Genomic DNA, 14,588 nt, shown 5'->3' with positions numbered 1-14,588 from the left:
GGCGCTGGGCTACCACTCGCCTAACAACTACGCCCGGCAGCTCCGGGCTGCCGCCTGAAACGGCTTCATGGCGTCCGTTTTCAGGGGGCCAGATCAGATACCCCCGCGAACCCACCCCGTCCGGCCTCTGACAGTTTCCGTGTGCGTCCGCCACGGAAAATCAAAAGAAAATCAAAATCAAAAGCGGGTCGCTTCGCTCGCATCCACGCATGGCGTGGATGTGTGTCGACCAAGGTCGACACCTACCAACAGCAATGGTGCGCCGCGATCTGTCAGAGGCGGGGCGGTGTCGGGCGGCGGGGTATCCGCGGCATGGATGCCGCGGCTAAGCCTACACGGACGTACTTGCGGCGTCCCCGCCGCCCGACACCGCCCCGCCAAGCTTCAGGACACCAACCGCTGCTGTTGCTGTTGCTCTAGCCCTTCAGCGGGTCCCGGGCCGCAGGCCCGGGACCCAAAACCTTACCGGTCGTCGTGCAGCGTGCCGCCCGGCAGGAACACCCAGGTACGGGTGACCTGCAGGATGTCGATCTCGTCCTCGGTCTTTGGCAACGGCGGGAACGGCTGCGCCAGCGTCACCACCCGCAGCGCCGCTTCATCCAGCAGCGGCGTCCCGCTTGAACGCAGGATGCGGCTGCTCTCCACGCTGCCATCGCGCCGCACGCCCACGCTGATCACCACCTGGCCGCCGAGCCGTCGCTGCCGGGCCTCGTCCGGATAATTCAGGTTGCCGACGCGCTCGGCACGGTCGACCCAAGCACGCAGGTAATTGGCATAGGCATATTCACGCGTGCTGGCCGACACGAACTTGCGATTCGGGCGCTTGGCATACTGCGCCGAGCGCAGATGCACTTCGGCAGCCAGTCGCGCCATCTCCACATCGCGCTGCTCGCGTGCACTCAACGGCGCGTCCGGCTCGGGGCGTTCCGGGGTTGGCTGGGCCTGCGCCTGTGCCACCGAGTCCTGTCCGTTGCGGCTGCTGACCACCCGTGCCTGCGGCGGCGGAACCGGCGCGGCCGATTGCTGTTGCTGGGGAACCGGGCTGAGTCCGGACTGCGCCTGCGGCACGATGCCGGCCTGGTTGTCGCGCGGACGCTGTGCGCGGTCGTGCTCGCCACCGCCTTCCTGGTTGGCGGCGGCAAGGAAATCAGCCTGCTTTGGCGTCAGTGCGGTGCGCGTCTGGCTGAAGATCACTTCCAGCGTCGGCACCAGCGGAGCATCGCCTTTCACGGCGAAGCCCACGCCCAGGATCAGCAGGGCGTGGACCAGCACCGACAGTGCGATGGTGGCCCCCAGCCGTTGCGCTTCGCGTGGCGGCGGGGGCAGAACGGCGGGTGCGGACGGCATCAGCGCAGGCCGGCCTCGAGCGCGTCGAACAGGGTGCCGGCAATGTTCAGGCCGTACTGCGCGTCGAGCTCGCGCACGCAGGTCGGGCTGGTCACGTTGACCTCGGTCAGGTAATCGCCGATCACGTCCAGGCCGACGAAGCGCATGCCACGACGCTTCATCTCCGGGCCAACCTGGCCGGCGATCCAGCGGTCACGCTCGCTCAGCGGGCGCCCTTCGCCACGGCCGCCGGCCGCCAGGTTGCCGCGGAACTCGTCACCCTGGGGAATGCGTGCCAGGCAGTAATCGACCGGTTCGCCGTCGACCAGCAGGATGCGCTTGTCGCCGGCGGTGATGTCGGGAATGAACTTCTGGGCCAGCGCCAGCTTGCGGCCGCCGTCGGTCAGTGTCTCCAGGATCACGTTCAGGTTCGGATCGCCCTGGCCGCTGCGGAAAATCGAGCGGCCGCCCATGCCGTCCAGCGGCTTCAGCACGGCCTGGCCGTGTTCGAGGGCGAAGGCCTTCAGCGCCTTGGCATCGCGGCTGACCAAGGTCGGCGGGCAGCACTGCGGGAACAGCAGGGCGGCCAGCTTCTCGTTGTAGTCGCGCAGGCCCTGCGGGTTGTTGACCACGCAGGCACCGGCAGCGGCGGCCACGTCCAGCACCTGGGTGTCGTAGATGTACTCGGCGTCGACCGGCGGGTCCTTGCGCATCAGCACGATCTGGCCGGGCCCGAACTCGGTACGGCTGAACTCACCCAGCTCGTACCAGCCGGCCGGGTCGTCGCGCACCTGCAGCGGCGCGGTCTGGGCCACCGCCACGCCACCTTCCAGGGCCAGTCCGCCCGGCCGCACGTAGTGCAGGGCATGGCCGCGGCGCTGGGCTTCCAGCAGCATGGCGAAGGTGGTGTCCTTGGCGATCTTGATGTGGGCGATGGGGTCCATCACCACGATGACGTTCAACGGCATGGTCGCACCTGTCAGGCAAGGCGTTGATGGTAGCGGCAACGCCGGTCGCGCGCCTCCCTGCCATACTGCAACGCAGCGTCCGCCCGGCGGTCGCGCACTCATTGCGAAACCCGTCACGTTCAGGAGGGGGCCATGCCCCGCGCCGTGGGGCGGCCTTGAAGCGGGCGCGGAAAGTGCGATATAGATACGCTTTCGCAGCGGCCCCCGCCAGAGATCGGGCCGTGCGCTTGGGGATAGGCAATGACTGAAAACACGACTGCGGGCGGGGAACTCGCAGGACTCCGGGTGATGGTCATCGATGATTCGAAGACCATCCGCAGGACTGCGGAAACGCTGCTCAAGCGCGAAGGCTGCGAGGTGGTCACCGCCACCGACGGCTTCGAAGCGCTTGCCAAGATCGCAGACCAGCAACCGCAGATCATCTTCGTCGACATCATGATGCCGCGCCTGGACGGGTATCAGACCTGCGCGCTGATCAAGGGCAACCAGCTGTTCAAGGCGACCCCGGTCATCATGCTGTCGTCCAAGGATGGCCTGTTCGACAAGGCGCGGGGACGCATCGTCGGCTCGGAGCAGTACCTGACGAAGCCTTTCACGCGTGAAGAACTGCTGGGTGCCATCCGCACATACGTCAACGCCTGACCAGGGGGAAAGGCACAATGGCTCGTATCGTCCTGATCGAGGATTCACCGACCGACCGCGCGGTGTTCACCCAGTGGCTGCGCCGTGCCGGCCACGAAGTGCTGGAAGCGGACAACGCCGAGGATGGCCTGCAGCTGGTCCGCGACCAGGTGCCGCAGCTGGTGCTGATGGACGTGGTCCTGCCTGGCATGAGCGGCTTCCAGGCGACCCGTGCGATGGCCCGTGATGCGGCGATCAAGCACATCCCGGTGATCATCGTCAGCACCAAGGCGATGGAAACCGACAAGGCCTGGGGCCTGCGCCAGGGCGCCGCCGATTACATCGTCAAGCCGCCGCGCGAGGATGAACTGATCGCGCGGATCAACGAACTGGTGGCCTGATGCGCTCGCCCTTCGACATCCTTGAAGCCTATGAACGGCGCAGCCTGGCCCATGCGGTGCAGCTGCCCGGAAAGCAGTTTGCCCAGGACCTGTGGCGTGGCGTGGGTTTCCGCGTCGGTCAGCGCCGGCTGGTGTCCGATTTCCGCGAAGTGGTGGAAATCGTACCGATGCCGCCGGTGACCCCGGTACCCTGTGCGCAGCCCTGGCTGCTGGGCGTGGGCAACCTGCGCGGCAACCTGTTCCCGGTGGTCGACCTGAAGTACTTCCTGGAAGGCACGCGCACCGTGCAGCAGGAAGGCCAGCGCGTGCTGATCATGCGCCAGGCCGGCGGCGACGTCGCACTGACCATCGATGAACTGTTCGGCCAGCGCAGCTTCGAGCTGGACCAGCAGATCGAAGCGGGCACGTTGGCAGAAGGCCGCTACGGGCATTTCGTCGATCGTGCTTTCCATGCCGACGGCCATGACTGGGGCGTGTTCTCGCTCTCGCTGCTGTCGCGCACCCCTGAATTCCGGCAAGCCGCGGCCTGAGGCCAGGCATCGCCCCCTGCATTGAAGATCGAGGTTGAACGATGAGTACTGCTTCGGACGCCACCAAGACCGGCAAGCTGCGGCTGGGCGGCAGCAACCTCTGGCTGTTCCTGCTGCTGGCATCGATGATCCTGTTCGGCGTCAACACCGGCGTCGCCACCTGGCAGGGCAGCCGCCTTGCCGACGCCGGCTCCAAGGCCGCCGACCTGCAGGTGCTGTCGCAGCAGCTGGCCAACCAGGGACGTGACGCGGTCGGCGGCAACGCCCAGGCCTTCACCGCCTTCAAGGCCACCCGCAACGCGATCGAGCAGAACGTGTCGACCCTGCAGGGACGCTACGGCAAGGAGCCGGGCGTAGCCGGTGCCATCGCCACCCTCGGCGAGACCTGGGCGCCGCTGGGCAAGCAGGCCGGGCAGCTGGTGGCCAGCGAACCGGCCGTGCTGGCGCTGGCCGGCAACGCGAACAACTTCACCGGCGCAGTGCCGGGCCTGCAGGCCCAGCTGAACGAGCTGGTGCGTGCGATGTCCGCTTCCGGCGCGCCGTCGTCGCAGGTGTACAGCGCGCTGCAGCAGGTTGTGGTGGCCGGTTCGATGGCCCGCCGCGTGACCGAAATGCGTGCCGGTGGCAGCGCCGCGGCGACCTCCGGCGATGCGCTGGCACGTGACATCACCGTGTTCTCGCAGGTGCTCGACGGCCTGCGCAACGGCAACGAGGAACTGGGCATCACCGCCGTGCGCGGTGCCGCCGCCGTGGCCGCGCTGGAACAGTCGCAGCAGAAGTGGGAAGCGATGAAGCAGGACGCCGACGCGATCCTGGCCAGCTCGCGCCAGCTGTTCGCGGCGCAGTCCGCTGCCACCGCGCTGGGCCAGGGTTCGGCCCACATGCTGGATGACAGCCGCAAGTTGTTCGACGCGTTCTCCTCGTTCGGCTCGGTATCCGACACCCGCCTGTTCCCGAACTTCTGGATTGGCGTGGTCTCCGGTGCGCTGTCGCTGATCGCGATCATCGGCTTCGTCTCCACCAACGTGCGCAGCCGCTCGCGCGAGCAGGAACTGCGCTACCAGACCCAGGTGGAATTCAACAGCCGCAACCAGCAGGCGATCATGCGGCTGCTGGACGAAATCTCCTCGCTCGGCGAGGGCGACCTGACGGTGAAGGCCTCGGTGACCGAGGACATGACCGGCGCGATCGCCGACGCGATCAACTACGCGGTTGATGAGCTGCGCCACCTGGTGACCACCATCAATGACACCTCGGCCAAGGTCGCGATGTCCACCCAGGAAACGCAGGCCACCGCCATGCAGCTGGCAGAGGCCGCAGGGCACCAGGCCAACCAGATCACCTCGGCCTCGGACCGCATCGGCGAAATCGCGGCGAGCATCGAGCAGGTGTCGCGCAACTCGGCCGAGTCGGCCGACGTGGCACAGCGTTCGGTGGTGATCGCCGCCGAGGGTGCCGGCGTGGTGCGCGAGACCATCCAGGGCATGGACCAGATCCGTGACCAGATCCAGGAAACCTCCAAGCGCATCAAGCGCCTGGGCGAGTCGTCGCAGGAAATCGGCTCGATCGTGGAACTGATCAACGACATCTCCGAGCAGACCAACATCCTGGCGTTGAACGCGGCGGTGCAGGCCGCGTCGGCCGGTGAAGCGGGCCGCGGTTTCGCGGTCGTGGCCGACGAAGTGCAGCGCCTGGCAGAACGCACCTCGGGTGCGACCCGACGCATCGAAAACCTGGTCCAGGCCATTCAGGCCGACACCAATGAAGCGGTCACCTCGATGGAGCAGACCACGGCCGAAGTGGTGTCTGGTGCGCGCCTGGCCGAGGACGCCGGTACCGCGCTGACCGAGATCGAACGCGTGTCAAACGCGCTGAACACCCTCATCAAGAACATCTCCATCGCCGCCCAGCAGCAGTCGGCCGCCGCCTCGGACATCACCCGCACCATGGGCGTGATCCGGCAGATCACCGGGCAGACCTCGCAGGGTGCCGGACAGACCGCCGAGTCGATCGGCCACCTCGCGCAGCTGGCGGCGGACCTGCGCCGTTCGGTCGCCGACTTCAAGCTGCCGGCGTGACGCGGGCAGGGCGGCGAGCAAGGAACCAGTCGATGAAGCATTTCCATTCCCCACGCCAGAACTCGCGCGGCCACCGCGCGGCGGCGAACGGAGCGCGTCCATGAGCAGTCTGCGCGATGCGATGAGCCACGCAGCGCTGGGCTGGGTCAAGCCCGAGCTGGACGAGACCCTGCGCCAGGTGCGCAACGAGGTCGAGTACTACGCCGAAGACCCGACCGATGCCAGCCGCATGCGCATCTGCGCCGGCTACCTGCACCAGGTGCAGGGCACCCTGCGCATGGTCGAGCTGTATGCCCCGGCGATGGTGGCCGAAGAACTGGAGCAGCTGGCCAATGCCATCGGCACCGGTCGCGTGGCCGACCGTGATGAAGCCTGCGCAACCCTGATGCGTGGCAGCGTGCTGCTGCCCGACTATCTGGAACGCCTGCAGAACGGCCATCGCGACATTCCGATCGTGCTGATGCCGCTGCTCAACGAGATCCGTGCGTCGCGCGGCGAAGAAGGCGTCACTGACAGTGTGCTGCTGGCCTTTGCGCCGGAGAGCGTCACCGCCACCGAGGCCGAGCTGGACCATGCCCGTGGCAGCCTGAGCGGACGCAACCGCGAGCTGCTCGACACGGTCGGCAGTGCGGTGAAGGAAGAACTGCTGCGCATCAAGGATGCGCTTGACCTGCACCTGCGCACCGGTGGTGCGCCGGAACAGCTGCAGACACAGGCCAACGAGCTTGGCGCCGTGGCCGACACGCTGGGCATGATGGGCCTGGGCGTGGCCCGCGGCGTGGTCGTGCAGCAGCGCGATGCGCTGCGCGGCGTGGTTGAAGGTCGCCAGCAGATCGACGAGAACCTGCTGCTGGATATTGCCGGTGCACTGCTGTACGTCGATGCCTCGCTGGACGACCAGGTTGCCCATCTGGGCGCCGGCGGCAGTGGCGAGGACGATCCGAGCGCGGTCGAGAACCGGCGCACGGTGGAGGTGCTGGCGCATGAAGCCATCGCCAACTTCGCCGCTGCCCGCGAGCATTTCGTCGCCTTCATCGAAACCAGCTGGAACCATGCCGAACTGCAGGATGTACCACGCCTGCTGGGCGATGTGTCCGGCGCGCTGCGCATGCTCGACCTGGGTACCGCCGCCGATTACCTGCGCGGCGTGCAGCAGTACATCGAGGCCGAACTGATCGGCCGCCAGCGCGTGCCCAGTGGCCGCCAGCTGGACACCCTGGCCGATGCCATGGCCAGCCTGGAGTACTACCTGGAAGCCCTGCGCGACCGCCGCCCGGGCCGCGAGGACATCCTCGAAATCACCCGCAGCAGCCTCGAGGCTCTGCGCTACTGGCCGCTGCCGGAGCACAACGCCGTCGCGCCGGAAGCGCCGGCACTGCTGCCGGTCGAACGTGAGCCGGTTGCGTTGCAGGCCGAGCCGCTGCAGCCGGAGCGCATCGAGGTTCCGGTGCAGCCTGCGGCGCCCGCTGCCGGCGACGTGCCGGTGCCACTGCTGGACTTCACCTTCGATCCGCCGCCGGCCTCGCCGGCGCCGATGGTGTCCGACAACCGCTTGATGTTCGGCGCACTGGGCACCGTGGCCGCCAGCAAGGCTGATATCGATGCTTCGCCGTCGCCGACGCACGACGATGCGGAGGCATCGTTGGTCTTCGCGGCGTCCAGCGCACCTGCGCCGGATGTCCCGCAGTGGGAGCTGGCGCCGTTCCATCCGGAGGCCGACGCCATCGTGCCTGCCGATGACGAGCGCAGCCCGACCTTCGCCAGTTTCGATCCGGTCAGCTTCGAACTGGCTGACAGCGGCCACCCCGGTGCACCGCAGTGGTCGCTGTCCGAGGCGCCGCAGATGCTTGAGGACACCGCAGCGCCTGTGATCGATGAGATGACGGACGCGGTGGATTCCTCCGCGACCGCTTTCGATGCTGCACCGGTATTCGACCCGGTGGCGGCCGAACAGGATGCGGCTGCCGTGGCCGACGACGTGGTGTTCCGCTTCGATGCCGACGCGCTGGACAACGCTGACGACGTGCTGTCGCTGCATGCGATGGAAACGCTGTCGCTGGACGATGACGCCGCGTTGCATCCTTCGCTGGAGATCGTCGATGCCGTCGTCCCGCCGCTGACCGGGGTGGATGAGGCCCCGGATGACCTGCCGGTACCGTCGATCACGTCGCCGTTGATCGATGCGGCGGCTCCTGCGGCGGATACGTCCGCTCCGGCCGTGTCGGTGATCGATATCGACACCATCGCGCCGATCGATTTCAGCGAGGCCGACGCCCAGTTCTTCGCCGAGTTGAGTGCGGCCGCTGCCGGCTTCAATCCACAGGCGATGGCCGCTGCGGCAGCGCCGGAGGCGGTGGATTCGGCCGTTGCCGGGACCGATGCTGACACCAATGCGGGCTTCGACGCCGGTTTCGATGACGATGCCGAGAACATCGACGAGGACATCCGCGAGGTGTTCCTGGAAGAGTTCGACGATGAGCTGGCCAATCTCGGCACGCTGCTGCCGGCATGGCGGATGCAGCCGGACAACATGGACCGGCTGCGCCCGATCCGCCGCATCTTCCATACCCTCAAGGGCAGTGGCCGCCTGGTCGGCGCACGCACCCTGGGTGAGTTCGCGTGGAAGATCGAAGGCATGCTCAACCGCGTGCTGGATGGCAGCCGCGCTGCATCCCCCGCCGTGCTGGCGATGGTCGACAACGCGCATGCGGCGCTGCCCCAGCTGAACGCGGCGCTGCGCCATGGCCAGCGCATCAGCGTCGACCTGCAGGCCATGCAGGCCATCGCCGATCGTGTCGGTGCAGGCGAGGAAACCTACTACGTCCCCCTGCCTGGGGCCACTGCACCGGTCGCACCGCTGGCCGAAGCCGAGGGCGAAGACGAGATCAGCCGCATTCTCGACGCGGAGATTGCCGCTTCGGCGCTGGCCGATACCGCCGAGGAGGTCGAAACCACCGGCACGCCGGCCAACATCGACAGCGTGCTGCGCGAGATTCTCGAGGCCGAGGTGGAAGTCCACCAGGCCACCCTGCAGGACTGGCTGCGTTCGGCGCAGCAGGCACCGCAGCCGGTCAGCGACGCACTCCTGCGCGCAGTGCACACCATGAACGGCGCCTTCGCGATGACCGAAGTGCCCGAGATCACGGCTGTAACCGGCGGTGCCGAGTCCTACATCAAGCGTGCACTGGCCGCCGAGGTGGTGCCGAATGATGAAGGCGTGGCCGCGCTGGATGCGACCGCGCAGGCGATCACCGCCACCATGGAAGCGCTGCAGGCCGAACAGCCGCGCATCGCACCGCAACAGGTACTGGCACAGCGCCTGCAGGCGCTGGCCAGCGAGTTGCCGGAAGCGCGCTGGCCGATGGTGGGCCTGGAGGACGACGAAGCCGAGCTGGCGCTGGATGACGAACCGACGGCGGAATGGGATGCGGACGCCTCGGCAGCCATCGCGCCTGAAACCGATGCGGTACCGCCTTCGTCCGTCGCGCCGGAGCAGGAACCACAGGCAGTTGCCGATGTCGCCGAAGCCCCGGTCGAGGATGCGGCGATTGAGGGCGAGGGCGGGCTGGAGGTCGGTGAGCTGACCGCCAGCGACGATCTTTCGCGCTACTTCGATGCCGGATGGCCGTCGGTACCGGGTGAGGGAGCGGCGTCGCTACCGGTGGTCGAATCGATCCAGGTGGCCGACGATGTTCCGGGCGTTGAGGTAGACGGTGTCGAGACGGAGGCCGAAAGCGCGCCGCTGTTGGCCGACGATGCCGGTTTGACCGTCGTGGACGATCTGTCGCCGTACCTGGATGCCAGTGCGCTGCCGGTCGACGACCGCGATGCCGAAGAGATTCCGGATGCTGTCGAAGCCGTCGCACCTGACCTGAATGCGTCCTCGTTCGATCACGTGCACGTCGCTGACCCTGAGGCATTCGAGACGCCTGCTGCACTGCCACTCGACAGCGAGCTGTCGAGCCTGCAGGATGAAATGGCTGCGCCGGGGTTTGCAGAACCGGTCTCGCTGGACGCCGCGCTCGAGGCCGGCCTGCACGTGATCGACGAAGAGCAGCCCCTGGCCGACGACGGGCAACGGTCCGTGCTCGGCCTGCAGGCCAGCGAACTCGCGCCGGGCGAGGCGGAAGCCTTCGCCGAGGATGCGGACGTCGGCGGGGAGGCGGCGATCGGTGAAGGAGAGAGCGCCGATCAGCCGTCCCCGGCGACGGTGAATGAGGAGATCGCGGAGGCCGCGGCGCCGGCCACCGCCGAACCGGTGCGGTTCTTCGAACTGGAAGACGCGCCGGGCCAGGTGGAAGTCCACGCCGGAGCTGCCGATGCCGATGCCGTGTCGGATGCCCCGGCCGTTGGCGCGCCTGACGCCGACGTGGCTGAAACCGTGGCACCCGACGTCCTTGACATCCCGGTGCCGGAAGACAACGCCGATACGCTCGACTTCAGCGTCTACGATCGCGAGCTGGTCGACATCTTCGTCGAGGAAGGCAAGGACCTGCTCGACCACTGCGATGGCCTGATCAGCGAGCTGCGCGATGCGCCGCAGGACCGCGAGGTGCTGGCCGGCCTGCAGCGTGACCTGCATACCCTGAAGGGTGGCGCACGCATGGCCGGCATCAACGCCATCGGCGATCTTGGCCACAGCATCGAATCGTTGCTGGAAGCCGTCGCCGCTGGTCGCACCGAGATCGAACGCCGCGATGTGCAGTTGCTGGAGCGCGGATTCGATCGCCTGCACCAGCTGCTCACCCGCACCGGTGACCATCGCGTGGTGGAACCGGCGCAGGACCTGGTCGATGCGTTCGAAGTGCGTACGACCACCGATCTCGCTGTGGCAGCGGCGGCTGCCGTAGCTGTAGCCAACGTGGCGAGCGTCGCGGAAACTGTTTCGGCAGCGGTCGCCAGTCCGGCGCCGGCACTGCTCGACGCGCCGCTGTCGGCACCGCTGCCGGCCGAAGGCGTGGTCGATGAAGATCCGCTGGCACGCCCGCAGCAGGAACAGGTGCGCGTGCGCGCGGATCTGCTCGACCGCCTGGTCAACCATGCCGGTGAAGTGGCGATCTACCGCTCGCGCCTTGAGCAGCAGCTCGGCGCGTTCCGTGGTGCGATGGGCGAGCTGGAGCGCACCAACGCGCGACTGCGCGACCAGCTGCGCCGGCTCGACCTGGAAACCGAAGCGCAGATCGTCGCCCGCTACCAGCGTGAGCAGGACCAGGCAGACCAGAAGTTCGATCCGCTGGAGCTGGACCGCTTCTCCACGCTGCAACAGCTCAGCCGTGCGCTGAACGAATCGGCGGCCGACCTTGGCGGCCTGCAAGGGGTGCTGGACGATCTGTCGCGCCAGTACGATTCGCTGCTGCAACAGCAGTCGCGCGTCAGCTCCGAGCTGCAGGACGGCCTGATGCGCGCGCGCATGGTGCCGTTCGATGGCCTGGTGCCGCGCCTGCGCCGCGTGGTCCGGCAGTCCGGCATGGATACCGGCAAGCAGGTGCACCTGACCCTGGAAGGCACCCACGGCGAACTGGACCGCAATGTTCTCGATCGCATGGTCGCGCCGCTCGAACACATGCTGCGCAACTCCGTGGCCCATGGCCTGGAAGCGCCGGAACAGCGCCGCGCCGCCGGCAAGCCGGAAGAGGGCGAAGTTGCCATCCGCCTGCACCGTGAAGGCTCGGAAATCGTGCTGGAAGTGGCCGATGACGGTGCCGGCCTCGATCGCGAAGCGATCCGCCGCCGCGCCATCGACCGTGGCCTGTTGGCCGCCGACGCGCAGCCGAACGATCAGGAACTGGACAACCTGATTTTCGCCTCCGGTTTCTCCACCGCCGACCAGGTCAGCCAGCTGGCCGGTCGTGGCGTGGGCATGGACGTGGTGCGCAACGAAGTGCGCCAGCTGGGCGGCTCGGTCGACATCCAGTCGGTGCGCGGCCAGGGCGTGCGCTTCACCCTGCGCCTGCCGCAGACGCTGGCCGTCACCCAGGCGGTGTTCGTGCAGATCGGCGAGACCACCTTCGCCGTGCCGGTGGCCTCGGTCAGCGGTATCGGCCGCCTGTCGCGCGAACGTTTCGAGGCCGCCGACAGCAGCTACCGCTACAGCGGCGAAGACTATCCGTTGTATGACCTCGGCAGCCTGGTCGGGCAGGCCCCGGCGCGTGCCGATGGCCAGGACCAGGTGCCGCTGTTGCTGGTCCGTGCCGGTGACCTGCGTGCAGCCGTGGCGATCGACCAGGTGCTGGGCAACCGCGAAATCGTGGTCAAGCCGGTCGGCCTGCAGATCGCATCGGTACCGGGCATCTACGGTGCCACCATCACCGGCGATGGCCGCGTGGTGGTGATCCTGGACGTCGCGCCGCTGGTGCGCCGCTTCCTGGCCAATCCGACGGCACCGGTGCTGGCCAATGCGCCGCGCGACGAACGCCAGGTGCCGCTGGTGATGGTGGTCGATGACTCGCTGACCATGCGCAAGGTGACCGGCCGCATCCTCGAGCGCCACAACTTCGAAGTCAGTGTCGCCCGCGATGGCGTGGAAGCACTGGAGCGGTTGGAAGAGCGCGTGCCGGACCTGATGTTGCTGGACATCGAGATGCCGCGCATGGACGGCTACGAGTTGGCCACTGTGATGCGTGCCGATCCGCGATACAGGGATGTGCCGATCGTGATGATCACCTCGCGCAGCGGCGACAAGCACCGCCAGCGTGCCTTCGAGATCGGTGTCCAGCGTTATCTGGGCAAGCCGTACCAGGAACTGGACCTGATGCGTAACGTGTACGACCTGCTGGGGATCGCCCGTGTCCGTGAGTGAAACCCATCCGGCCCCGGCCGTCGCCCTGCTGGCCCGCCCCGGTGCGGCGCGTGAACGCCTGCGCGAGGCGCTGGCGCATGCCGATGTACAGCTGGTCCTGGAAGATGATCCGAACGGCCTCGAGCCGCAGGTCCTGCAGGCCGCGGATCCGCAGTTCGTGGTGATCGCGCTGGAAGCTGCCATCGAGGACGCACTGGAACGGTTGGAATCCGCGCTCTCGGCACCGGGGCTGACCCTGGTGTTCGATGAGGCTGAGCTGGCCGCCCGCCGCGACGGCTGGGAGGCGCAACGTTGGGGGCGCCACCTGGCCGCCAAGCTGCACGGCCACCAGCAGGTGTTGCCGCCGGGCGCCGAAGAAGAGCCCAGCCTGCAGCTGGAGCCTGGTCATCCGGCGCCCGCGCCGGCGCCGCAGGAAGAAGCCCTGCGGCCACACCTGGAACAGGCGCTGAGCTGGGCCGATGACGTTCCGGCCGACGGCCTGTATTCGCCACCGGCAGACCTGCACGAACCGATCGCGCTGGAGCAGGCCCTGGCGGCGCTGCAGCCGGTCGTGCCCGAGCCTCTGGATCCGCCTTCGGCGCCGCAGGCACTGGCCGAACCGGCGGCGCCCGCGACACCGCCGGTCTCCTTCGATCACACCGCCTGGTCGCTGGTCGAGGAATCGATCGAAGCACCCGTATCGGCAGAAGCCGTGGCGCCGGTCGTCGCGCCGCAGCCCTCGTTCGATACCGATCATTTGAGCCTGGTCGATCTGGATGCCGCCGCCCCGGCCGGTGCGCGTGCCGCATCACTGCTGGTGCTGGCCGGCATCGGTGGCCCGGATGCGTTGCGTCGCCTGCTCGGCGCACTGCCCGCGTCGTTGAGCGTGCCGGTCCTGGTGCACATGCGTCTGGATGGTGGCCGCTACGGCAACCTGGTCAAGCAGATGTCCCGCGTTTCGCCGTTGCCGGTGCAGCTGGCCGAGGCCGGCCAGCACGCGGTGCCGGGCGAGGTGCACGTGCTGGCCGATGATATCGGCGTGCGCGCGGCCAGCGATGGCCTGCATTTCCAGAGCGATGCCAATGGTATTTCGCTCGCTTCGCTGCCGGCCGAACACACCGCGCTGGTGCTGCTCAGCGGTGCCGACCTGGCCCACGTAGGCCCGGCGCTGGACCTGGCGGCCGCCGGTGCGTGGGTGGCCGGGCAGGTGGGCGAGGGCTGCTATGACCCGGCGGCCGCCACCGCCGTGGTGGCTGCCGGCATGGTGGCCGGTGAACCGCAGGAACTGGCGCAGGCAATTGCCGCGCGCTGGGGTGAGCAGGACGACAACGGAGACGCACCATGAGCTACGCCAGCAATGACGAAATCCGCGGCGTCCTGATCCAGGCCGGCAACGAGCGCGTGCTGCTGCCCAATGCCACCGTGGCCGAAATGATGTCGCGCGTGCCGGTGCAGCCGGTCTCCGATGCGCCGCGCTGGCTGGTTGGCGAGATCGGCTGGCACGGCTGGCAGGTGCCGCTGGTGTCGTTCGCACGCCTTTCGGGGCTGGGCGAAGAGACGGTGGCCGGCCACAACAAGGTGGTGGTGCTGAAGTCCCTCAGCGGCAACGCGCAGCGCCCGTACTACGCGCTGCTGACGCAGAACTTCCCGCAGCTGATCTCGGTGCCGCGCGACGGCCTGCTGGCCGACGCCTCCGAAGAAACCCTGCCGCAGACCGTGCACATGCGCGTGCTGCTGGGTGAGCAGAGCGCGCTGTTGCCGAACCTGGACGCACTGGAAGCCGCCCTGGATTCACTGGCGGCCTGATCTACCAAACGGTAGTGCCGGCTGCCGACCGGCACCGAGCCGAGCATGGCTCGGCTCTACAAGGAAACTGCAATCTGGCG

9 protein-coding genes are annotated in these 14,588 nt (G+C 67.9%); 7 read left to right on the top strand and 2 right to left on the bottom strand.

The features are described 5' to 3' along the window. Nucleotides 1–462: 462 nt before the first annotated feature. Nucleotides 463–1,347, bottom strand: coding sequence for an energy transducer TonB (locus tag AC2A1N_RS07255; protein WP_134968907.1), 885 nt, complete (start codon nt 1,345–1,347; stop codon nt 463–465). Continuing rightward, a complete protein-coding gene (gene gshB, locus AC2A1N_RS07250; RefSeq protein WP_061478899.1) occupies nt 1,347–2,294 on the bottom strand; it encodes a glutathione synthase in 948 nt (315 codons plus the stop codon). Before gshB ends, AC2A1N_RS07255 begins: the two co-directional genes overlap by 1 nt. Nucleotides 2,295–2,534: 240 nt before the next feature. Here gshB and pilG point away from each other — a divergent pair, with 240 nt between their 5' ends. From pilG to AC2A1N_RS07215, 7 genes are all read left to right on the top strand, one after another. After that, entirely contained in the window at nt 2,535–2,936 is a 402-nt protein-coding gene (pilG, locus tag AC2A1N_RS07245) for a twitching motility response regulator PilG (protein ID WP_005418455.1), read from the top strand. Between the two features lie 17 nt (nt 2,937–2,953). Then, nucleotides 2,954–3,316, top strand: coding sequence for a response regulator (locus AC2A1N_RS07240; RefSeq protein WP_005410717.1), 363 nt, complete (start codon nt 2,954–2,956; stop codon nt 3,314–3,316). After that, entirely contained in the window at nt 3,316–3,846 is a 531-nt protein-coding gene (locus tag AC2A1N_RS07235) for a chemotaxis protein CheW (protein ID WP_005418454.1), read from the top strand. Before AC2A1N_RS07240 ends, AC2A1N_RS07235 begins: the two co-directional genes overlap by 1 nt. A gap of 41 nt (nt 3,847–3,887) precedes the next feature. Next, nucleotides 3,888–5,924 carry a methyl-accepting chemotaxis protein gene (locus tag AC2A1N_RS07230; protein WP_049415562.1) on the top strand — a complete coding sequence of 679 codons (2,037 nt, stop codon included), beginning with the start codon at nt 3,888–3,890 and terminating at the stop codon, nt 5,922–5,924. Between the two features lie 100 nt (nt 5,925–6,024). Beyond that, nucleotides 6,025–12,723, top strand: a complete 6,699-nt coding sequence (locus AC2A1N_RS07225) for an Hpt domain-containing protein (RefSeq protein ID WP_484371865.1) — start codon at nt 6,025–6,027, stop codon at nt 12,721–12,723. After that, complete coding sequence (locus AC2A1N_RS07220; RefSeq protein ID WP_061478897.1) at nt 12,710–14,047, top strand: chemotaxis protein CheB; 1,338 nt, start codon at nt 12,710–12,712, stop codon at nt 14,045–14,047. Before AC2A1N_RS07225 ends, AC2A1N_RS07220 begins: the two co-directional genes overlap by 14 nt. Beyond that, the gene (locus tag AC2A1N_RS07215; RefSeq protein ID WP_005418442.1) at nt 14,044–14,508 is read left to right on the top strand and encodes a chemotaxis protein CheW; all 465 of its coding nucleotides are present in this window, start codon (nt 14,044–14,046) and stop codon (nt 14,506–14,508) included. Before AC2A1N_RS07220 ends, AC2A1N_RS07215 begins: the two co-directional genes overlap by 4 nt. The last annotated feature ends 80 nt before the right edge of the window (nt 14,509–14,588 follow it).

Source organism: Stenotrophomonas maltophilia group sp. SKK55 (assembly GCF_057179845.1).
Note: the sequence above shows the minus strand (reverse complement) of the source record. Positions and strands in the feature narration are given on the sequence as shown.